Genomic DNA, 21,989 nt, shown 5'->3' on the forward strand with positions numbered 1-21,989 from the left:
TCGTTCATTTCTCGGAATCGACGAGGCCGCGCACGAACCAGCGCTGCATCGCCAGCACGACGACGAGCGGCGGGATCATCGCCAGCAGCGTCGCCGCCATCACGTATTGCCACTCGGTCGCGGCGTCGCCGCTCGCGATCATCGTCTTGATGCCGACCACCGCCGTCGACAGCGACGCTTCCGTCGTGATCAGGATCGGCCACAGATACTGGTTCCAGCCGTAGATGAACGTGATCACGAACAGCGCGGCGATGCTCGTCTTCGACAGCGGCAGCACGACGTCCCAGAAGAAGCGCAGCGGGCCCGCGCCGTCGATGCGCGCCGCATCCATCAGTTCGTCGGGCAGCGTCATGAAGAACTGACGGAACAGGAACGTCGCGGTCGCCGACGCGATCAGCGGCATCGCGAGCCCCGCATAGGTGTTCGTCAGATGCAGCGTCGACACGACCTGCACGGTCGGGAAGATCCGCACTTCCACCGGCAGCATCAGCGTGACGAAGATCAGCCAGAACGCCGTGTTGCGAAACGGGAAGCGGAAATAGACGATCGCGTACGCGGACAGGATCGACACCGCGATCTTGCCGACCGCGATCCCGAGCGCCATCGCGAAGCTGTTCACGAGCAGGCGGCCGAACGGCGCCGTCGTGCCGCCGCTGCCGTGCCCCCAGATGTACGCGACGTTCTCGAACAGGTGCGTGCTCGGCACGAGCGATAGCGGCACCGTGAACACTTCCTGCGCGTTCATCGTCGCCGCGCAGAACGCGACGTAGACGGGGAACACGATCAGGACGACGCCGGCGATCAGCACCGCGTGGCAGAACAGGTCGAAGCCCTTGCGATTCTCGATCATGCGTATTGCACCCTGCGTTCGACGAAGCGGAACTGGATCACCGTGAGCCCCACGACGATGATCATCAGCACGACCGACTGCGCACCCGAGCTGCCGATGTCGAGCCCCTGGAAGCCTTCCGCGAAGATCTTGTAGATCAGCGTCCTGGTGCTCTGCGCCGGGCCGCCGCCGGTGGCCGCGTCGATCACCGGGAAGGTGTCGAAGAACGCGTAGACGAGGTTCACGACCAGCAGGAAGAAACTCGTCGGCGACAGCAGCGGCAGCACGATGTTGAAGAAGCGCCGCACCGGCCCCGCGCCGTCGATCGCCGCCGCCTCGATCAGCGAGCGCGGAATCGCCTGCAGCCCCGCGTAGAAGAACAGGAAGTTGTAGCTCACCTGCTTCCATACCGACGCCAGCACGACGAGAAACATCGCCTGACCGCCGTTCAGCGCGTGGTTCCATACGATGCCGCCCTTCGCGAGCGCATACGTGATCAGGCCGATGCTCGGGTTGAACAGGAACGCCCACAGCACGGCCGCGATCGTCGGCGCGACCGCGTACGGCCAGATCAGCAGCGCGCGGTACGCGCGCGCGCCGCGGATCACGCGGTCGGCGCATGCGGCGAGCAGCAGCGACACGACGAGCCCGCTCACCGTGACGAGCGAGCTGAACACGAGTGTCGTGCGAAACGAATCGAGATACAGCGGATCGGCGAACAGGTGCGCGAAGTTCGCGAAGCCGACGAACTCGCTCGACGTGCCGAACGCGTCCTGCGTCTGCGTCGACTGCCACAGCGCGACGCCGGCCGGCCACAGGAAGAACACGGCGGTGATCGCGAGCTGCGGCGCGATCAGCAGGTACGGCACCGGGCTCGTACCGAAACGGGAACGGGATTGCATCGCGGGTGTCCGGTCAGGCGAAACGGAAGGGAAACCGCGCCGCCGGACGGCACGCGCTGACGCGCGGCGCCGCCGGCGGCACGAACCCGATGCGCGCTCAGCCGCCCGACTTCTCGAAGCGGCGCAGCAGTTCGTCGCCGCGCGAGGCGGCCGAATCGAGCGCGTCCTTCGGCGACTTCTTCTGCGCCCAGACCTGTTCGAACTCCTCGTCGACGATCGTGCGGATCTGCGGCATGTTGCCCAGCCGCAGCCCCTTCGTGTACGGCAGCGGCGGCTTGTTCAACATCTGCTTGATCGCGGTTTCGGCGCTCGGGTTCTTCGCGTAGAAGCCCTGCTGGCGCGTCAGGTCGTACGCGGCGGTCGTCACCGGCAGGTAGCCCGTATCCTGGTGCCACTTCGCGGCGACGGCAGGCGTTGCCAGGTATGCGAGGAATTTCGCGACGCCCTTGTAGGTCGCCGGATCCTTGCCGGCCAGCACCCACAGGCTCGCGCCGCCGATGATCGCGTTCTGCGGCGCACCCTTCACGTCCGCGTCGTACGGCAGCATCCCCGTGCCGTAGCTGAACTTCGCGAATTTCTGCACGTTCGCGAGCGCCCCCGACGACGTCGTCAGGATCCCGCAGTCGCCGCTGTAGAACTTCGCCGACGCTTCATCCTTGCGGCCCGCGTACGTGAACGTGCCGTCCTTCGCCATCTGCTGCAGGAACGCGATATGGGCGATCTGCTGCGGCTTGTTGAACTCGAGCACGGCGTCCGTACCGTCGAAGCCGTTGTTGCGGCTCGCGAACGGCAGCCCGTGCCACGCGCTGTAGTTTTCGAGCTGGATCCAGCCCTGCCAGCCGGTCGTGAAGCCGCAGGCCATCCCCGACTTGCGCAGCTTCTCGGCATCCGCCTTCACGTCGGCCCACGTCTTCGGCGGCTGGTTCGGATCGAGGCCCGCCTTCTTGAACGCGTCCTTGTTGTAGTACAGCACCGGCGTCGAGCTGTTGAACGGCATCGAGACCAGGTGGCCCGTCTTCGCGTCGCTGTAGTAGCTCGCGATGGTCGGCACGAACGCCTTTTCGTCGAGCGTCACGCCGGCCTGCTTGAACACGTCGTAGACGGGCACGACCGCCTTCTTCGCCTGCATCATCGTCGCCGTGCCGACTTCGTACACCTGCAGGATCGCCGGCGCGTTGCCGCTGCGATAGGCCGCGATGCCGGCCGCGAGCGCCTGGTCGTAGGTGCCCTTGAAGACCGGCACGATCTTGTAGTCGCTTTGCGACGCGTTGAACTGGTCGGCGATCGCATTGACCCGCTCGCCGAGCGCGGCCTCCATCGCATGCCAGAACTGGATTTCCGTCGCGGCGAGCGCGACGTGCTGCGCCCCGAACATCAACGCGCCGCCGAGCGCGATCGACCGAACCAGTGTCCCCGCAGGCTTCTTCTTCATCGACCTCTCCTATGAAAACGTTACCAACAGCGTGTGCAACATTCCCGTCGCCATTGAACCGGCGAAGTCTAGTGATCGTTTGTGACAGTCAGTTGTCGTTGATGACGAACAGGCGCTGGTATTCCTTCAGCGCGAAGCGGTCGGTCATGCCGGCGATGTAGTGCGCGACGAGACGCGGCTGCTGCGCCGCGTCGTCGGACTGGTACGGCGGCGGCAGCAGGCGCGGATCGTCGATGAACGCGTCGAACAAGCCCGTGACCACGCGCTGCGCCTTGCTCGCCATGCGCATCACCTTGTAGTGGCGATACAGGTTCTTGAAGAGGAAGCGCTTGAGGGCCGCTGCCTGCGCGGCGACCTCGGGGCTGTGCGACACGAGCGGCGGTGCGTCGCGCACGTCGTCGAGCGACGCGGGCGCGACGCGCACGAGATTGCGCGTCGTCTCGTCGATCAGGTCGACGATCAGCGTGTTGATGATGCGGCGCACCGTCTCGTGCACGAGACGGCGGCCTTCGAGATGCGGGAATTCGGCGAGCGCGGCGTCGTAGTGACGCTGCCACAGCTCGACTTCCGCGAGTTGCTCGATCGTGATCAGGCCGGAGCGCAGGCCGTCGTCGACGTCGTGGTTGTTGTACGCGATTTCATCGGCGATGTTCGCGAGCTGCGCTTCGAGCGACGGCTGGCGGCCCTGCAGGAAGCGCTCGCCGAGCGCGCCGAGCTTGCGCGCGTTCTCGCGCGAGCAGTGCTTCAGGATGCCTTCGCGCGTCTCGAAGCACAGGTTCAATCCGTTGAACGCGCCGTAGTGCTCCTCGAGCTCGTCGACCACGGCGAGGCTTTGCAGGTTGTGCTCGAAGCCGCCGTGCTCGCGCATGCACGCATTCAGCGCGTCCTGCCCGGCATGGCCGAACGGCGTATGGCCGAGATCGTGCGCGAGCGAGATCGCTTCGACGAGATCCTCGTTCAGGCGCAGGTTGCGTGCGACCGAGCGCGCGATCTGCGCCACTTCGAGGCTGTGCGTGAGGCGTGTGCGGAACAGGTCACCTTCGTGATTGACGAAGACCTGCGTCTTGTATTCGAGCCGGCGAAACGCGGTCGAATGGACGATGCGGTCGCGATCGCGCTGGAATTCGGTGCGCGCCGCCGGCGGGGTTTCCGGATGGCGGCGGCCGCGCGACTGCGACGCGTGCGCGGCATACGGAGCGAGATGGGCTTCCAGCGCCGCCAGCGTCGGCGGCTCGGCCACCGGCGCGGCGGATGCGCGGCCGGCTTCGGGCAGTGTGCGGCTGGATGTCTCGCTCACGTCTCCTCCATGTCAGGGCGCCGGCACATCCGCGCCGCCGTTAGTGGGTCGTCTGCGCCAGTGTAGCGAATACCGCTTCGTCCGGCGCCTGCGTGATCAGCGTATCGCCGAATCGCTTCAGCAGGATGAACTTGATCGCGCCGGCCTCGGCCTTCTTGTCGACGCGCATCAGATCCATGTAGCGCGCGTCGCCGAGCGCGGGCCCGCGGGTCGGCAGATGCGCGGCCGCGATCACCGCATCGAGGCGCTGCCGCGACGCTTCGTCGAAGAGACCGAGCCGCACCGACAGGTCGCCCGCCATCACCATCCCGCAGCCGACCGCCTCGCCGTGCAGCCATTCGCCGTAGCCGAGCCCGGCTTCGATCGCATGGCCGAACGTGTGGCCGAAATTCAGGATCGCGCGCAGGCCGCCTTCGCGCTCGTCGGCCGCGACGACGCTCGCCTTGATCTCGCACGAACGCTTCACCGCATGCGCGAGTGCAGCCGGCTCGCGACGGTTCAGCGCACCGACGTTCGCCTCGATCCAGTCGAAGAACTCGGCATCGGCGATCGCGCCCGTCTTGATGACTTCGGCGACGCCCGCCGCCAGTTCGCGATCGGGCAGCGTCGTCAGCGCGCCGATGTCCGCGATCACGGCCTGCGGCTGGTAGAACGCGCCGATCATGTTCTTGCCGAGCGGGTGATTGATGCCCGTCTTGCCGCCGACCGACGAATCGACCTGCGACAGCAGCGTCGTCGGCACCTGGATGAACGGCACGCCGCGCATGTAGCACGCGGCGGCAAAGCCCGTCATGTCGCCGACCACGCCGCCGCCGAGCGCGACGAGCGTCGTCTTGCGATCCGCGTGATCGGTGAGCAGGCCGTCGAAGATCAGGTTCAGCGTTTCCCAGTTCTTGTACGCCTCGCCGTCCGGCAGCACGACCGTCGACACGCGCTTGCCGAGCGGCGCGAGCGCCGCGCGCAGCGCGTCGCCATAGAGCGGATCGACCGTCGTGTTCGTGACGATCGTGACGGACGAACCGTTGATGTGGGGAGCGAACAGCTCGGTGCGGCCGATCAGGCCAGCGCCAATATGAATCGGATAGGCGCGGTCGCCCAGATCGACGTTGACAGTAATCATGCTTGTAGCGGCTTGGCGATCACGCCGGCCAGTTCGAGTTGCATCAGCACCATGTTGACGAGACCGTTGACCGACGGACGGCCGGTCTCGATGACAAAATCCGCGCATTCGCGGTACAGCGGGTCGCGCACTTCGTACAACGCTTCGAGACGCCCCTTCGGATCTTCCGTCTGCAATAGCGGGCGGTTCTTGTCCTTGCGCGTGCGCAGCCACAGATCGTGCGGATTGGCGCGCAGATAGACGACGATGCCGTGGGTTTTCAGGCTGACGCGATTTTCCGGGCGCAGCACCGCGCCGCCGCCCGTCGCGAGCACGATGTTCTCGCGCTGCGCGAGATCGGCGATGACCTGCGTTTCGCGATCGCGAAACCCGGCCTCGCCCTCCAGCTCGAAGATCACCGGAATGCGCGCGCCCGTACGGGCCTCGATTTCGTGGTCGGAGTCGAAGAACGTCCTGTCGAGACGACGCGCGACCGCACGGCCCACGGTGGTCTTACCCGCTCCCATAAGGCCGACGAAAAATACGTTTGCATGTGGGTCCCGCGCTTGCAACGGCTTCCTCTGCTTCAATCTTGCTGGTGTGTGGCGCAGCTTACTGGCAAAGCGGCTGCCTTGTCGAGCCTGCGCCGGCGGCTTCCGGCCCCGTTTTCTCGGCGTCCACGTCGCCCGTGTCGGATGCGCCGCAACGCGCGTCGACGACGGTCGGCGTGATGAAGACGACCAGTTCGTTACGCTGGTCACGCTGCGCGCGGTGCCGGAAAAGCGCGCCCAGAAACGGTATTTTGCCCAAGAGCGGCACGCGCGTCACATCGTTCCGGTTCAGTTGTTCATAGATGCCGCCGATCGCGACCGTCCCGCCATTCTCGACCTCGACGCGCGTCTGCACGTGCTTCGTATGGATGGCGGGGCCGGCCGCGGTCGGCTCGCCGACGCTGTCCTTGGTGACGTCGAGATCGAGCACCACGCGCCCGTCCGGCGTGATCTGCGGCTCGACCTCCAGCTTGAGCGTCGCGCGACGGAACTGCACGCCGCTCATGCCATTGCCGACCTTCGCCTGGTACGGCAGCTCGGAGCCCTGTTCGACGATGGCCTTGACGCGGTCCGCCGTCACCACCCGCGGACGCGAAACGATCTGGCCCCGACCCTGTGCCTCTAGCGCACTCAGTTCGATGTCGAGTACGCGGCTGAGCGGCGCGGCGAACAGCGTGAAGCCGGCGGTCGCCGCGTCGAAACCGCCGAGCGGCCGCGCGGCGAGATCCAGCGCGTTGCGCGCGTCCGCCGTGAACGACGCACCCTCGGCCGACGACGGCCGTCCCTGCGCACGCAGCGCGACGCGCGCGCCAAGGTTGCGCGAGAAACCCTGCTCGCCCTCGACGATGCGGGCCTCGATGCGGACCTGCCGCGACGGCCGGTCGATCGCGTCGATCAGGCCCGCGATCTGAGCGAGGCGCGGCGCGAGATCGGTCACGAACAGCAGGTTCGTGCGCGGATCGGCCGCCGCGGCGCCGCGCTTCGACAGCAGGCGCTGGCCGGTCGCGCCGGCCAGCAGCCGTTGCAAGTCCTGCGCGCGCGGATAGTGCAGCGCGAACGTACGGCTCGCGAGCGGCTCCAGATCGGCGGCCCGCGCATGCATTTCGAAGCGCTCGCGTTCGCGCGCAGCCAGTTCGGTTGCCGGCGTGACCCAGATCACGTTGCCCCGCCGGGACATCGCGAGCCCGTGCGTGTCGAGCAGCGTGTCGAACGCTTCGCGCCAGCGGACGTTGTTCAGACGTAACGTCACCGTGCCGCGCACCTGCTCGCCGACGACGATATTGAGCCCCGTGAACCGCGCGATCGCGTCGAACGCAGCCGCGAGGCCGGCGCCCTGCAGATTCAGCGAGATCCGCCGCGCGTCGTCTGCATCGCCGGATTGCTGCGCCGCGGGGTCGCTCATTCGGGCCGGTGGCGCCAGCGGGATCGGCGGCCCCTCCAGCGTGGGGAGCGGTGCGGCGGTTTCCGTCTGCCGCGCCGCACGCGCCGCCTGATCGAACGGCGACGGGCCGGCGTCGTCCGCTACCGCGCCGTCCACGCCGTCAGCCACGCGCAACGGCTGCGACAGGCCCGGCACCGACACCTCCGTCGACCCGGCCGGCCAGACCGCCGGCAGCGGCGGCAACGACGCGGTTGCGTCAGCCGCCGTCATGCCGGCCCAGACGACAAACACCCACCAGCCGTGTTTCGTCATGGCCGGCCTCCGTCGTCCAGGACGAGCCGCTGCGATCCGTCCGCCGTCGCAAGCGTCACGGCAGCGCGATCGACGCGCACTACGCGCGCGGCCCCCAGCACCTCGCCGGGCGCGACGGTCGTGAACGCGCCGCCGCCGTCGTCGAACAACGCGAGACCGGTACGCGCATCGCGAATCGTGCCGGCAAGACGAGCTGCGCGCCCCGCCGCTTCGGTCGGGCCAGCCTCACCGAACGGATCGGCGTCGGACGCAGCGGCACGAACCGGCGTGTCGGCCGCCGCGGCGGTGGCTGCCGGCAGCGCCGGAAACACGTCGACGGACATATCCACCCGCACCGCCGACATGCCACGCTCGATACGCAGCGCCGACGGTACGGCCAACACCGGCAAGCGCGCCAGCCCGCCGACCATATGCACGAGCGCGCCAAAGCCGCCATCCGCGACGATGCGCACGGTGCGCCGGCCGTCCGGTGCCGCGCCATCGGCGCGCTGCGGTTCGATCGACACACCCTGCAGCCCGCTCGATGCAGCGACATCGGCCAGCTCCAGCATCAACTCGGCCCATTCCGGCGCATCCGGCAACCGATCGTCGCGTGTCGACGCACGATGCCCGTCACGCCGTTGTCCGGCGGAAGCAAGCACGCGTTGCGCGTCGGCCTCACGCGCCTGCGCTGCGGCGAGCAACGCGCGACCGTGTGCCAGCCCGCTCCAGTCGGCCGTATTCGCCAGATGAATGCCGCCGGCCGACACGGCAACGAATGCCAGCACGCAACCCGCGACGTGCACGGCCGCCGGCGACACGCGCGGCATGCGGCCCACCCCGGCGCCTGCGTGCAGCGCCGGCCGATGCACGAGCGCTGTCATGCGCCACCTCCCGACACCGTCCGCGACGACATCGCGTCGTGCCAGCGCAACTGCACCGAGAAAAGGAACGGCATCCCGGCCGCGGAAGCCGGCGCATCCGACGCAGGCTTCAACGTCTCGATATCGATCCGCCAGTCGCGCTGCTCGCGCGCCATCGCGGCGAGCCACCGCGCAGCCGCCCGGTAACTCGCGGCGCGCGCGTCGAGCACGGCGCCGGTCGTCGTCATGCGCAGTGCGTCGAGCCGGACATGATCGGCGCGCACTTGCTTCAGGGTCGCCAGCAACCCTGCCACGCGCCGGTAAGGCGCAGCCAGCGCAGCCGCCTGCGCTTCGCGCTGCGCGATGGCGGCGGCGGCACGGGCGGCGCGCGTCGCAACGGCCACTTGCGGCTGCAACTGCCGCAGCCGCGCCTCCACGCCGGCGCGCTCGGCGTCCACTCGCCACCGCGACAACACGGCGGCACCCGTCCACAGGCCGGCGCCGAGCATGCCGAGCAGGATCGCCACACCGCACTGCGCGGCCCGACGGCGCCGTAAGGCCTGCGCCAATCGTTCGCGGTACGGCAGCAGGTTGAAGTCGCCGAATATCGCCCGTCCCGCCTGCCCGGCCGCCACCGCCCCGCCTCCGTTCGCCGCCACGTGATCGGCCGTCATTCCCACACCCCGCGCAACGCCAACCCGACTGCGACGGCAAACGCCGGGCCGCCCGGCATGCCGGCGCGCGCGCGCGGCTGGCCATCCCAGCCCGCACAGTCGAACGGGACCGCCGCCGTGCCGAGTACGTCGCCAATCTCGGCGACGGACGTATCGAAGCGGGCGATAGATCGCTCGTCCCCGGCAACGAGTACGCAACGCACGGCCCCGAACACACGTCGGCGCAACGCATCGGGAAGTGCCTCCGGCAACGTGCCGGACAGCGCGAGCGCCGGGGTGGTCGACGGGCCCTCGATTCGCCAGCCGCGCACGCCCGTGTCGCCGAACCAGAGCGCCGCGTAGGCGCCCTGCGCGTCGAGTTCGAACTGCGCGGCATAGCGCAGCGCGCGCAGCACGGCGGCCGACTCGCCGTCGATCACCGTCAGGTCTATACCGGCCTGGGCGGCCACGTCGATCCGCCGCTCGAGCAGTGCCAGCGGCGCCACCGCCACCGCGATCTCGCCGGACCGCGCGCCGCCGTAGTGCCGCCAGTCGAACGCGAGACTGTCCGGCGCCAGCCCCGAGATGCGCTCGGCCGCCTGCCGCGCGGCATCCGGGATGTCGCCGCGCCCGGCCAGATCGAGCGTCGCGGTGCGCATCTCGTCGTCGTGCAGCGCCATCACGCCGTGCGCGTCGCACCGCACATCGGACGCCGACAGCCGCGCCACGGCTGCCGCCAGCGACCGCGCGACCGCCGCCCAGCGCGCGTCTTCCGGCCCGTCCGCCAACCCGACCGGTTCACGCTCGAGCCCCTCGACGCGCACGTCCGCGTCCCGGCCGCGCCGGCTCAGCACGGCCACCCTCACTTCGTGCGCACCGACGTCGATTCCCGTCGACCGATGCCTGCCCGGTGCAAACCGCGCCACCCATCGTCCTGCCATCCCAGCCTCCCGAGATCGTCGCGGCCCACGCCGCGTTTCCGAGACCTGATTCTGCAAAGCGACGCGTGCGGCCGACAGTCGGCCAGACGGCCAGTATCCGCTCGTGGCGGCCGCGCCCGGACTATGCTGACGGCACGCCGACCCGCGGCTTTCCGACGGGCGGCCCCCGCGTCAGGACCGGTCTTACCGGGCAGCTATAATCGCGGGACTGTTTTCCGGTATGCCTATGCAATCCACGACTCCTACGTCCCCGCCTCCCGCCCCGGAGCCGAAGAAGCGACCCTGGTGGCAAAAAGTCCTGCTCGGCTTCGCCGCGATGTGCGTGGCCCTCGTCGTGGCCGGCGGCCTCGTGCTCGGCTACGCGCTCGTCGTCGCGTGGCCGAACATGCCGTCGCTCGACGCGCTGACCGACTATCGGCCGAAGGTGCCGCTGCGCATCTATACGTCGGATCACGTGCTGATCGGCGAATTCGGCGAGGAGCGCCGCGACGTCGTCCATTTCAAGGACGTGCCCGACTCGCTGAAGAAGGCGATCCTCGCGATCGAGGACGCGCGCTTCTACGATCACGGCGGCGTCGATCTCACCGGCATCATCCGCGCCGGCTTCGTCGCGCTGACGAACGGCCACGCGTCGCAGGGCGCGAGCACGATCACGATGCAGGTCGCGCGCAACTTCTTCCTGTCGAGCGAGAAAACCTACACGCGCAAGATCTACGAGATGCTGCTCGCGTACCGGATCGAGCGCGCGCTGACGAAGGATCAGATTCTCGAGGTCTACATGAATCAGATCTATCTCGGCCAGCGCGCGTACGGCTTCGCGAGCGCCGCGCGGGTCTATTTCGGCAAGGACCTGAAGGACATCACGCTCGCGGAAGCCGCGATGCTCGCGGGGCTGCCGAAGGCGCCGTCCGCGTACAACCCCGTCGTGAACCCGAAGCGCGCGAAGGTGCGTCAGGAATACATCCTGCAGCGGATGCTCGAGCTGAACTTCATCACGCGCGAACAGTACGACGAAGCCGCCGCGCAGCCGCTCGTCGTCAAGGGGCCGGGCCGCGATTTCAGCGTGCATGCCGAGTACGTCGCCGAAATGGTCAGACAGATGATGTACGCGCAGTATCGCGAGGAAACCTACACGCGCGGCTTCAACGTCGTCACGACGATCGATTCCGCGGACCAGCAGGTCGCGTACACCGCGCTGCGCAAGGGCATCATGGATTACGAGCGCCGCCACGGCTATCGCGGGCCGGAGGGCTTCATCGAGCTGCCGGCCGGTGCCGACGATCGCGAACAGGCGATCGACGACGCGCTGCTCGAGCACCCCGACAACGGCGAGCTGATCGCCGCGGTCGTGACGGCCGCGAGCCCGCGCCAGATCACGATTGCGTTCATCGACGGCAGCACGGCGACGATCGAGGGCGACAACCTGCGCTTCGCGTCGGGCGCGCTGTCCGCCAACGCGCAGCCGAACCGCCGCATCCGCCCCGGCGCGATCGTCCGCGTCGTGAAGAACGACGCCGGCAAATGGTCGATCACGCAGTTGCCGCAGGTCGAAGGCGCGTTCCTGTCGATCGTCCCGCAGGACGGCGCGATCCGCTCGCTCGTCGGCGGCTTCGACTACAACAAGAACAAGTTCAACCACGTCACGCAGGCGTGGCGGCAGCCGGGTTCGTCGTTCAAGCCGTTCATCTACTCGGCATCGCTCGACAAGGGCCTCGGGCCGGCCACCGTGATCAACGACGGCCCGCTGTATTTCAGCGCCGCGGAAACCGGCGGCCAGCCGTGGGAGCCGAAGAACTACGGCGGCGGCTTCGAGGGCCCGATGTCGATGCGCACCGCGCTGCAGCGCTCGCGCAACCTCGTTTCGATCCGAATCCTGAACCACATCGGCACGAAATACGCGCAGCAATACATCACGCGCTTCGGCTTCGACGCCGAGCGCCATCCCGCCTACCTGCCGATGGCACTCGGCGCCGGCCAGGTCACGCCGCTGCAGATGGCGGGCGCGTATTCGGTCTTCGCGAACGGCGGCTACCGCATCAATCCGTACCTGATCGCCGAAGTCACCGATCCGAACGGCGCGATCGTCGCGCGCGCGCAGCCGCTCGTCGCCGAGCAGAACGCGCCGCGCGCGATCGACGCGCGCAACGCCTACGTGATGAACAGCCTGCTGCAGAGCGTCGCGCAGCGCGGCACGGGCGCGCGGACCAACGTGCTGAAGCGCACCGACCTCGCGGGCAAGACCGGCACGACGAACGACTCGCACGACGCGTGGTTCGCCGGCTACCAGCACACGCTCGCCGCGATCGCGTGGATCGGCTACGACAATCCGCGCAGCCTCGGCGATCGCGAAACCGGCGGCGGCCTGTCGCTGCCGGTCTGGATCGACTACATGGGTGCGGCGCTCAAGGGCGTGCCCGAGTTCAAGCCGACGGCGCCCGACGGCGTCGAATCGCTCGGCGGCGAGCTGTACTTCACCGAGTTCACGCCGGGTCACGGCTTCGTGTCGACGGTCGGCGTGCCGCAGGCGCCGGCCGCCCAGAACGTCGACGAGGCCGTACCGCACGTCGACGAACAGGAAAAGCAGGACATCATGAACCTGTTCCGCGGCCACTGACCCGCGGCCCCGGCCATGAAAAAAGCGCCCCACGGGGCGCTTTTTCGTTGGGCACGACGTTGGGGGGGGGGCAGTGCCCCGGCCGTCACGCGCTGAACGTGATCGGCAGGCCTGCCTGCTGGGTCGCGTACTCGGTGAGCGCCGCGAAGAACTCGGTGCCCGTGCGCGTATCGCGCCATGCGCCGTCGGTGAAACGGTAGTGGAATCCGCCCGCCTTCGCGGCAATCCACACTTCCTTCATCGGCGGCTGCAGGTTGACGATGATCTTCGAGCCGTTCTCGAACGTCAGCGTCAGCACGCTGCCGTTGCGCTCCAGGTCGATGTCGTGATCGCCGTCGTTCGCGGCGTCCACGGTACGCTCGACGGCCGCCAGCACGGCCTCTGCACGGGCCAGGTATTCGGTATCGGACATGCTAAACTCTATCGGTTAAATTGTTCAGGGACGATCATGCGAGTCGTTTTCCGGATGAGCGCGATTGTAGCGGCTTTGGCGATTCTTGCCGGCTGCGGTCAAAGCGGCGCGCTCTATCTGCCCACTGTGCCGCCGATGCCCAAGCCGATCCAGCAACAGGACACGCCGCCGTCGGACGTGAAACCGACCGACGAAAACGCGTCGTCCGACGAGACGCCCGACACGTCCGGCTCGCCGCTCGCGCTGTCGCCCGAGTTGTCGAGCAGTGCATCGACGCTGCCCGCCCCGGCATCGGGCCCGGCCGCCACGAAGTAACGCCGCGCTGCCGCCCGCGCGGCGCTCGAAACGAGGCGATGACCATTCGGTCATCGCCTTTTGCTTTTTCCGGGCCGCCCCGTCATGCGCGCACGCGCCGCCATCCCCACGCAACCAGTCGCCAGCCGAGCAGCGCGGCGACGATCGCCGCGTAGAGCTTCGGCTGCGCGAGATCGTGCTTGCCGGCCCGCATCCACCAGAAGTGCAGCACGCCGAACAGCGCGATCGCATAGATTGCGCTGTGCAGCGTCGCCCAGTGGCGACCGAGCCGGCGCACCATCGCGCGCGGCGACGTCGCGGCGAGCGGAATCAGCAGCACGAACGCCGCGAATCCGACCGTGATGAACGGGCGCTTGCCGACGTCCTTCAGGATCGCGACGACGTCGAACCACTTGTCGAACCACAGGTAGGTCGTGAAATGCAGCGTCGCGTAAAAGAACGCGAACAGCCCGATCATCCGGCGAAAGCGCAGCAGCGGCGCGAAACCCGTCATGCGCCTCACCGGCGTGACGGCAAGCGTGATGCACAACAGGACGAGCGTCCACAAGCCCGTCGAGCGCGTGACGAATTCGATCGGGTTCGCGCCGAGCCGATCGGTCAGCCCGAACAGCACGATGCGCGCGAGCGGATAGAGGCCGGCCGCGAACACCAGCACCTTGGCCGGTGCGACCCAGCGCGGCGCAACGGGGCGGCTCGCACCGGCCCGCGCCGTGCGCGCGGCCGGCCCGTCGCCCGCGGCGCGGGCGGAGGACGTGAGCGTCGAAGGAGGCATGTCGTTTCTCACGGTCGCGCTCAGAAATTCTTCTTCAGGTCCATGCCCTGATACATCGACGCGACCAGATCGCCGTAGCCGTTGAACATCAGCGTCTTGCGCTTCGGCGTGAAGAAGCCGTCCTCGCCGATACGCCGCTCGGTCGCCTGGCTCCAGCGCGGATGATCGACGTTCGGGTTCACGTTCGAATAAAAGCCGTATTCGTTCGCCGCGTACGTGTTCCAGCTCGTCTTCGGCTGCTTGTCGACGAAGCGGATCTTCACGAGCGACTTCGCGCTCTTGAAGCCGTACTTCCACGGCACGACGATCCGCACCGGTGCGCCGTTCTGGTTCGGCAGCACCTGCCCGTAGACGCCCATCGTCAGCAGCGTCAACGGATGCATCGCCTCGTCCATGCGCAGCCCTTCCGAATACGGCCAGTCGAGCACGGGCGTCGACAGGCCCGGCATCTGCGACGGATCGGCCAGCGTGACGAACTGCACGTATTTCGCGTTGCCGGTCGGCTGCACGCGCTTGATCAGCTCGGACAGCGGCACGCCGATCCACGGAATCACCATCGACCAGCCCTCGACGCAGCGCAGCCGGTACACGCGCTCCTCGAGCGGCGCGAGCTTCAGCAACTCGTCGAGATCGAACACCTTCGGGTGCTGCACCTCGCCTTCGACGCTCACGCGCCACGGACGCGGCCGCAGCGTGCCGGCGTTCTGCGCCGGATCGCTCTTGTCGGTGCCGAATTCGTAGAAGTTGTTGTAGGACGTGATGTCCTTGAACGGCGTCACCTTGTCGATGGCGACGAATGTCGGGTTCGTTTTTGCCGCGAGCTTCGCCGCCCGCGGGTCGGGCGACGCATACGCGGCGAGCGCCGCGCCGCTGGCGCCGAACAGGCCGCCCGCGGCCGCGAGGCCGGCCGCCTGCAACACGCGCCGCCGGTTCTCGAACACCGCGCGCGGGGTGATCTCGCTCGGCGCGATATCCGCGCCGGTCAGTACGTTACGCAAAGGGCGTTTGATCCACATCGTGCAGTTCCTCCCGCATGCGCGGCGCGCATGCTTCATGAGCGTTCGACCCGGCCCGTCACGCGCCGTTCGACGCCCGGTTCGCCCGCCCGTTACAAAAGAAAACCGCCGGGCACACAGTGCACCGGCGGTCGTAGGGTCGGACGAGCGGCGGAAATCTTACAGCTTGCCGTAGCTGTGCAGCCCGGACAGGAACATGTTGACGCCGAGGAACGCGAACGTCGTGACCAGCAGGCCGGTGAGCGCCCACCACGCGGCCACCGCGCCGCGCAGGCCCTTCATCAACCGCATGTGCAGCCACGCCGCGTAGTTCAGCCATACGATCAGCGCCCAGGTTTCCTTCGGGTCCCAGCTCCAGTAGCCGCCCCACGCTTCGGCCGCCCACAGCGCGCCAAGGATCGTCGCGATCGTGAAGAACGCGAAACCGACCGCGATCGACTTGTACATCACGTCGTCGAGCACTTCCAGCGTCGGCAGGCGATCGGAGAGGATCCCGCGCTCCTTCATCAGGTACGCGACCGACACCATCGCCGACAGCGCGAAGCTGCCGTAGCCGATGAAGTTCGCCGGCACGTGTATCTTCATCCACCAGCTTTGCAGCGCCGGCACGAGCGGCTGGATCTGCTGCGCATCGCGCGCGACCGAGTACCACATCAGGAAGCCGACCGCCGCACTGATGACCAGCAGCACGAACGCGCCGAGCGAGCGCGTGCCGTAGTGGCCTTCGTAATACAGATAAAGCAGCGCGGTGATCAGGCTGAACAGCACGAACACTTCATAGAGGTTCGACACGGGAATGTGCCCGACATCCGTACCGATCAGGTAGGACTCGTACCAGCGCACCATCAACCCCGTGAAGCCCATCAGCACGGCGACCCACGTGAGCTTCTGGCCGATCGCGGCACCCGTTTCGGAGCGGGCGAGCAGGCCGATCCAGTAGAAGATCGTCGCGAGCACGAACAGCGCGCTCATCCACAGGATCGCCGACTGGCTCGACAGGAAATACTTGAGGAAGAACGCCGAATCGGCGCGGGCGAGATCGCCCTGGTAGATCTGGATCGACAGCAGCGACAGCACGGCAATCGACGCCATCATCAGCCGCGCGGGCTTCCAGCGCCAGCCGAGCGCGACGAGCGCCGGCACGGTGCCGACCATCACCGCCTTGTCGTAGTAATCCATGTGCGCGTTGTAGTGCACGAGCGCATAGCCCGCGCCCGCCACCAGCGCCAGGGCGAACAGCCAGTCGAACAGCGACAGGCGCGCGAGGAACGGACGGTCGTCGAACAGCGGCGACGATGCCGGCGCCGCAGCCGGCGCCGTACGGGAAGAGGAAACTTGCGTGAGATCCATGATGTTACCGGGTGGAATTCTCGGAATCGGAACCGCCGCCGGCAGGCGGACGGGCCGTCGACGCCGCACCGGCGGGCGCGGCGTCGCGAGGTGCAGCGCGCAAGGCGGCGCCGGCCGCGTCGCGTGTCTGCACGAATTCTTTCTCGAAATCGAAGGTCTTGCGGGCCGTGGACATTGCCATCACCACATCGACGCCCGAACCGGCGTCCTTCAGCCAGAACCAGAGTCGCCGCTCGCGCACGTAGAACATCGAGAAGATGCCGGCGACCAGCAACAGGCTGCCAAGATACACCAGATTCTTGCCGGGTGCGCGCGTCAGCTGAAATACCGAAGCTTGCACCTGCTTGAACGAGTCAAGCTGCAAATAGACCGGCGATCCATACAAGAAGCTGTCGGATAGCGCATTGATCGCGTTCTGCACGAAGCGGATCGTGTCGGTGCCCTGCTGCGCCGCCGGCTCGCCGGCACGCTCGCGGGCGATCTGCCAGACCTCCCACATCGAGCCCTCGAGCATCCGCAGCAGCAGGCTCGCGGCCTTCTCCTGCTCGCCCTTCGGCACCGAGCGGTCGATGAAGGTCGCCACTGCCTGGAAGCCACCGACCGGCTGGCCGTCCGCGCCGCGGCCGACGCTGTCGTCGCTCGCCGCAAAAAGGGTCAGCACCTTCGATGCACTGTTCTGCAGACGTCCGCGCAGCGATGCATCGCCCGGCAGCGAGCGCTGCGCGAAGCGTGCGGCGGCTTCCGTGCGCACGGCCGGATCCTCGAGCGCGGCGCGCAGGCGCATCCATTCGCCGATCGAATCCTGGCTGTCGGCCGGAATCCGCATGTAGCGGAACGGGTCGTTCGGGCTCGCGCGCACGCCAGCGAGGAACACGCGCTCGCCGTTCATGTCGACGGGCAGCATGTAGTTGTTGAATTCGCGCGCCTGGCCGTCCTTGCCGCGGATCTTGTACTGCACCGACGGGCCGATGTTGTGGAGCTGCGTCGGCTTCGACGTCTTCGCGCCCGAGCCGAGCCGCTCGTCGAACACTTCCTTCAGCGAACTCGTCGTCGCGACGCCGCGCACATCGGGCTTGCCGCTCGCGTCGGCCATGTTCTCGACGTTGATCGCGCGGAAATCGGAGAACTCGATCGTATCGCCGTCGGCGCCCGGGACCTGCAGCGGCGCCGAGCTGCCGATCGTGCCCTTCACGGGGAAGGTCGCCGCGTGGCTGCCCGTCATCGGATAGGCCGTCATCTGCATTTGCGAGCCGCCGTCCTGGAAGCTCGACTGGTAGATCGACACGCCCTTGTACGTGAACGGCTTGTTGACCTCGACTCGCGCCGGGATCTTCCGGCCGGTCTCGCGATCGATCACGACGATGTCGCTTGCGAACAGCTTCGGCATGCCCGTCGTGTAGTAATCGACGATGAACTTGTCGAGCTGGATCGAGAACGGCAGATCCTGAATCAGCGAGCCGCTCGGCTGGTTCAGGATCGCGGTCGACACGAACTGACCCTCCGGCACCCACGCATAGCCGCGGAACGTCGGGTTCGACGCGGACAGGCGATGGTCGGGCGAGATCTCGCTGATCGTCGCGCTCGTGTTGACCGGACTCTTGCCGAACATCCACATCTGGAATTTGATCGGCAGGTTGCTGTCGAGCAGGCCGCCGATACAGATCACGACGATCGCGAGGTGCGCGGAGATATAGCCCCACTTGGTCATCGCGCCGCGCTTCGCGGAGATCAGCGTCGCGCCGTCGGTTTCACGCACGACGTGCTTGTAGCCGGCCTTCGCGACGAACGTGCCGAGCGTGGCCGCGACGCTCGCGCGCGTGCCGGACGCCGTGTACTCGGCCTTGTGGTGGAATGCGCGCAGGCTGCCTTCGCGGACCTTGTCCTTCCAGCTCTTCGCATCGGCGAGCATCTTCGGCGCGTTGCGGATCACGCACAGCGAGATCGACGCGACGAGGAAGATCAGGATCAGCATGAACCACCACGCGCTGTACACGTTGTACAGGCCGAGCGAGCGGAAGATGTCCGCCCAGAACGGCCCGAACTGGTTCACGTAGTTCGGATACGGATCGTCCTGGGTCAGGACCGTGCCGATGATGCTCGCAATCGACAGCACCACCAGCAGCGCGATCGCGAAGCGCATCGAGCTCAGCAGCTCGACCGCGCGTTTCGACGCACCCTGACTCGACTTCGACTGCAACCCCGACGTGGTAACGCTCATTCAAACTCCGACTAAGGGGAAACACCCCCCACGCTCACTATGTTCGCTTCGGGGGCGCAGCCCCCATCGCCCGCAAGCCGCTCCATCCGGCTCGGCCCGGCGAGTGCCGACAAAAAAGAAGGGCGAGGCAACCGCGACGGCGCGGCGCCCCACCCTTTTCTTGTTCTGACTCCGGCCGCCCTTCGGGCGCCCGGTCATTCCATTCGCAGCCGACCGCTCAACGCAGGCCCGCGATGTAATCCGCGACGGCCTTGATCTCGGTATCCGACAGCCGCGACGCGATCTGATGCATCGCCTCGTTGTTGTTGCGCGCGCCGGCACCCTGCTGGAACGCGGTCAACTGCGCGACCGTGTAATCGGCCCATTGCCCCGACAGACGCGGGTACTGAACCGGGATCCCCTGCCCCGTCGGGCCGTGGCAGCTCGCACAGGCGGGTACGCCCTTTTCCGCGATGCCGCCGCGATAGATCTTCTGGCCGACCGGCACGGTCGCCGCATCGCGTGCGGTACCGAGCTTCGTCGTCTGCGACCCGTAGTACGCGGCGACGTTGCGCATGTCGTCCGCGCTCAACGCGCTCGCGAATCCGACCATCACCGCGTTGTTCCGCACCGGCCCCTTCGCGCCCGGCTGCGTCTTGAAGTCGTTCAACTGCTTGACCAGATATTCGGGATGCTGGCCGGCAAGCTTCGGGAAACTGCCCGACGCACTATTGCCGTCGGCGCCGTGACACGACGCGCAGACTTGCCCGGCAATCGCCTTGCCGCGGTCGAGATCCGGCTTGGCCGCATCTGCCGCATTTGCCTCCGCTACGAAACCTACGAACCCTGCTGCAACCTGAAGCACCATCAGAGACTTGCACAGTCGATTCATTCGCACACCCTGTTTCGTCTTGTGGGAATTTGAGGTTCTGCAAAAAACGACGGCGTCCAGTCTACCGCAGAAGCCACATAAAAGCGCGAGGCAGGCGCCCGGTGGGCTTCGGTAAAACCGCCGTATTGTACAATATCGTGCTGAAAGCTCCCGCGCCTATCGGGGCTACCCCGCCTCCACCAAGCGGCTCGCGCCGCCCGTCCTTCCGGTTCCCATGGCCTTTCTGCTCCATCAAGCCCGCTTCTACACGACCGTCAACCATCTGCGCGACCTGCCGCCGACGGTTCAGCCGGAAATCGCGTTCGCGGGCCGCTCGAATGCCGGCAAGTCGACGGCGATCAACGTGCTCTGCAACCAGAAGCGGCTGGCCTTCGCGTCGAAGACGCCCGGCCGCACGCAGCATATCAACTACTTCTCCGTCGGCCCGGCCGCCGAGCCCGTCGCGAACCTCGTCGACCTGCCCGGCTACGGCTATGCGGAAGTGCCCGGCGCCGCGAAGGCGCATTGGGAAATGCTGCTGTCGTCCTATCTCGCGACGCGCTCGCAGCTTTGCGGCCTGATCCTGATGATGGATTCGCGCCGTCCGCTGACCGATCTCGATCGACGCATGATCGAGTGGTTCGCGCCGACCGGCAAGCCGATCCACACGCTGCTGACCAAGTGCGACAAATTGACGCGCCAGGAAAGCATCAACGCGTTGCGCAATACGCAGAAGGGGCTCGACGCGTATCGCGACCAGGGCGTGCAGGGCAAGCTGACGGTCCAGCTGTTCTCGGCGCTGAAGCGCACGGGGCTCGACGAGGCCCATGAACTGATCGAGAGCTGGCTGCGGCCGTCCGTCGCCGACGAAAAAAGCGAGCCTGTAGCACAATGAGCGGGCAACGCGCGGCTGGGATCGGTCGTGCGCACCTGACGGCACCTGCGAATTCGGCCGGCTCATAAAAAAACCCGCCGTTGAACGGCGGGTCAAACAGCCTAATCGAAAAACGACAGGCACCCGCTCAGGGAGGAGAAGCGGGGAGCTGCACGCAACGCGTACCGCTCGATCGCTATCATATACCAACGATCTCGAAAATGACCTAAGGGTTCCGTAAGGTCCTTCTTGCCCTGATTTCTGCCAAATCGCCATGAGCTTCCATCCGCTTCATCGTCCGCGCCGGATGCGCCGCGACGACTTCTCTCGCCGCCTGATGCGCGAAAACCGCCTGACCACCGACGATCTGATCTACCCGGTGTTCGTCGTCGAAGGCACCAACGAACGTCAGCCGGTCCCGTCGATGCCCGGCGTCGAACGCGTGTCGGTCGATCTGCTGATGCACGTCGCCGAGCAGTGCGTCGAACTCGGCGTGCCCGTGCTGTCGCTGTTCCCGGCCATCGAGCCGTCGTTGAAAACGCCCGACGGCCGCGAAGCGGCCAATCCGGAAGGCCTGATCCCGCGCGCCGTGCGCGAGCTGAAGAAGCGCTTCCCCGAACTGGGCGTGCTGACCGACGTCGCGCTCGATCCGTACACGAGCCACGGCCAGGACGGCGTGCTCGACGAAAACGGCTACGTGATCAACGACGACACGATCGAGATCCTGGTCGACCAGGCGCGTGCGCAGGCGGAAGCCGGCGTCGACATCATCGCGCCGTCGGACATGATGGACGGCCGCATCGGCGCGGTCCGCGAGATGCTGGAAAGCGACGGCCACATCCACACGCGGATCATGGCCTATTCGGCGAAGTTCGCATCGGCGTTCTACGGCCCGTTCCGCGATGCGGTCGGTTCGGCATCCAATCTGGGCAAGGGCAACAAGATGACCTACCAGATGGATCCGGCGAACAGCGACGAAGCGCTGCGCGAAGTGCGCCTCGACATCGACGAAGGCGCCGACATGGTGATGGTCAAGCCCGGCATGCCGTATCTCGACATCGTGCGCCGCGTGAAGGACGAGTTCCGCTTCCCGACCTACGTGTACCAGGTGAGCGGCGAATACGCGATGCTGAAGGCGGCCGCGATGAACGGCTGGCTCGACCACGACAAGGTCGTGCTCGAATCGCTGCTCGCGTTCAAGCGTGCAGGCGCCGACGGCGTGCTCACGTACTTCGCGCTCGATGCCGCGCGTCTGCTGAAAGCGCAGCGCTGATCGCGCGCGCCGGCGGCACCAGTAAAAACGGCGGGACACCTCGGTGTTCCGCCGTT

General features: G+C 67.1%; 20 protein-coding genes. 4 read left to right on the forward strand and 16 right to left on the reverse strand.

Features of this window, described 5'->3' with window-relative positions; all coding sequences use genetic code 11:
• Positions 1-4: 4 nt before the first annotated feature.
• From ugpE to WT53_RS17500, 10 genes are all read right to left on the reverse strand, one after another.
• Entirely contained in the window at positions 5-850 is an 846-nt protein-coding gene (gene ugpE / locus WT53_RS17455) for a sn-glycerol-3-phosphate ABC transporter permease UgpE (protein WP_034209753.1), read from the reverse strand.
• Complete coding sequence (gene ugpA, locus WT53_RS17460) at positions 847-1,731, reverse strand: sn-glycerol-3-phosphate ABC transporter permease UgpA (RefSeq protein ID WP_060260846.1); 885 nt, start codon at positions 1,729-1,731, stop codon at positions 847-849. Before ugpA ends, ugpE begins: the two co-directional genes overlap by 4 nt.
• A 97-nt stretch (positions 1,732-1,828) precedes the next feature.
• Complete coding sequence (ugpB, locus tag WT53_RS17465) at positions 1,829-3,163, reverse strand: sn-glycerol-3-phosphate ABC transporter substrate-binding protein UgpB (protein WP_034209751.1); 1,335 nt, start codon at positions 3,161-3,163, stop codon at positions 1,829-1,831.
• Positions 3,164-3,251: 88 nt separating this feature from the next.
• Positions 3,252-4,460: a deoxyguanosinetriphosphate triphosphohydrolase gene (locus WT53_RS17470; RefSeq protein ID WP_060260850.1), complete on the reverse strand. Its 1,209-nt coding sequence runs from the start codon at positions 4,458-4,460 to the stop codon at positions 3,252-3,254.
• Between the two features lie 40 nt (positions 4,461-4,500).
• On the reverse strand, positions 4,501-5,580 hold the full coding sequence (aroB, locus tag WT53_RS17475; RefSeq protein WP_034209749.1) for a 3-dehydroquinate synthase: 1,080 nt from the start codon (positions 5,578-5,580) through the stop codon (positions 4,501-4,503).
• Positions 5,577-6,131, reverse strand: coding sequence for a shikimate kinase (locus WT53_RS17480; RefSeq protein WP_060260854.1), 555 nt, complete (start codon positions 6,129-6,131; stop codon positions 5,577-5,579). Before WT53_RS17480 ends, aroB begins: the two co-directional genes overlap by 4 nt.
• A gap of 40 nt (positions 6,132-6,171) precedes the next feature.
• Positions 6,172-7,803, reverse strand: a complete 1,632-nt coding sequence (locus tag WT53_RS17485) for a type IV pilus secretin PilQ (protein ID WP_060260857.1) — start codon at positions 7,801-7,803, stop codon at positions 6,172-6,174.
• A complete protein-coding gene (locus WT53_RS17490) occupies positions 7,800-8,666 on the reverse strand; it encodes a hypothetical protein (RefSeq protein WP_060260861.1) in 867 nt (288 codons plus the stop codon). Before WT53_RS17490 ends, WT53_RS17485 begins: the two co-directional genes overlap by 4 nt.
• Positions 8,663-9,319: a hypothetical protein gene (locus WT53_RS17495; protein WP_060260865.1), complete on the reverse strand. Its 657-nt coding sequence runs from the start codon at positions 9,317-9,319 to the stop codon at positions 8,663-8,665. The genes WT53_RS17490 and WT53_RS17495 overlap by 4 nt, the downstream gene beginning before the upstream one ends.
• Positions 9,316-10,239 (reverse strand): hypothetical protein, encoded by a 924-nt coding sequence (locus tag WT53_RS17500; RefSeq protein ID WP_060260869.1) that lies wholly within the window; start codon positions 10,237-10,239, stop codon positions 9,316-9,318. Before WT53_RS17500 ends, WT53_RS17495 begins: the two co-directional genes overlap by 4 nt.
• A gap of 220 nt (positions 10,240-10,459) precedes the next feature.
• Here WT53_RS17500 and WT53_RS17505 point away from each other — a divergent pair, with 220 nt between their 5' ends.
• Entirely contained in the window at positions 10,460-12,853 is a 2,394-nt protein-coding gene (locus WT53_RS17505) for a penicillin-binding protein 1A (RefSeq protein WP_034209744.1), read from the forward strand.
• An 85-nt stretch (positions 12,854-12,938) separates the two neighbouring features.
• Here WT53_RS17505 and cyaY read toward each other — a convergent pair whose 3' ends face one another.
• A complete protein-coding gene (gene cyaY / locus WT53_RS17510; protein WP_034209743.1) occupies positions 12,939-13,265 on the reverse strand; it encodes an iron donor protein CyaY in 327 nt (108 codons plus the stop codon).
• A 36-nt stretch (positions 13,266-13,301) separates the two neighbouring features.
• Between cyaY and WT53_RS17515 the strand changes: the two genes are divergently transcribed.
• Positions 13,302-13,580 (forward strand): lipoprotein, encoded by a 279-nt coding sequence (locus WT53_RS17515; RefSeq protein ID WP_034209742.1) that lies wholly within the window; start codon positions 13,302-13,304, stop codon positions 13,578-13,580.
• An 82-nt stretch (positions 13,581-13,662) separates the two neighbouring features.
• Here the strand turns inward: WT53_RS17515 and msrQ are convergent, their stop codons facing one another.
• From msrQ to WT53_RS17540, 5 genes are all read right to left on the reverse strand, one after another.
• The gene (gene msrQ / locus WT53_RS17520) at positions 13,663-14,352 is read right to left on the reverse strand and encodes a protein-methionine-sulfoxide reductase heme-binding subunit MsrQ (protein WP_034209741.1); all 690 of its coding nucleotides are present in this window, start codon (positions 14,350-14,352) and stop codon (positions 13,663-13,665) included.
• A 20-nt stretch (positions 14,353-14,372) separates the two neighbouring features.
• Entirely contained in the window at positions 14,373-15,368 is a 996-nt protein-coding gene (gene msrP / locus WT53_RS17525; RefSeq protein ID WP_060260913.1) for a protein-methionine-sulfoxide reductase catalytic subunit MsrP, read from the reverse strand.
• Positions 15,369-15,527: 159 nt separating this feature from the next.
• Entirely contained in the window at positions 15,528-16,718 is a 1,191-nt protein-coding gene (ccsB, locus tag WT53_RS17530; RefSeq protein WP_060260874.1) for a c-type cytochrome biogenesis protein CcsB, read from the reverse strand.
• Between the two features lie 4 nt (positions 16,719-16,722).
• Positions 16,723-18,936, reverse strand: coding sequence for a cytochrome c biogenesis protein ResB (locus tag WT53_RS17535; RefSeq protein ID WP_060260878.1), 2,214 nt, complete (start codon positions 18,934-18,936; stop codon positions 16,723-16,725).
• A 217-nt stretch (positions 18,937-19,153) separates the two neighbouring features.
• Positions 19,154-19,807: a cytochrome c gene (locus tag WT53_RS17540; RefSeq protein ID WP_011546640.1), complete on the reverse strand. Its 654-nt coding sequence runs from the start codon at positions 19,805-19,807 to the stop codon at positions 19,154-19,156.
• A gap of 214 nt (positions 19,808-20,021) precedes the next feature.
• Between WT53_RS17540 and yihA the strand changes: the two genes are divergently transcribed.
• Complete coding sequence (yihA, locus tag WT53_RS17545) at positions 20,022-20,681, forward strand: ribosome biogenesis GTP-binding protein YihA/YsxC (RefSeq protein WP_034209737.1); 660 nt, start codon at positions 20,022-20,024, stop codon at positions 20,679-20,681.
• Positions 20,682-20,934: 253 nt separating this feature from the next.
• A complete protein-coding gene (gene hemB, locus WT53_RS17550) occupies positions 20,935-21,933 on the forward strand; it encodes a porphobilinogen synthase (protein WP_060260882.1) in 999 nt (332 codons plus the stop codon).
• The last annotated feature ends 56 nt before the right edge of the window (positions 21,934-21,989 follow it).

This window comes from Burkholderia sp. MSMB2157WGS (assembly GCF_001532755.1).
Lineage (GTDB): Bacteria > Pseudomonadota > Gammaproteobacteria > Burkholderiales > Burkholderiaceae > Burkholderia.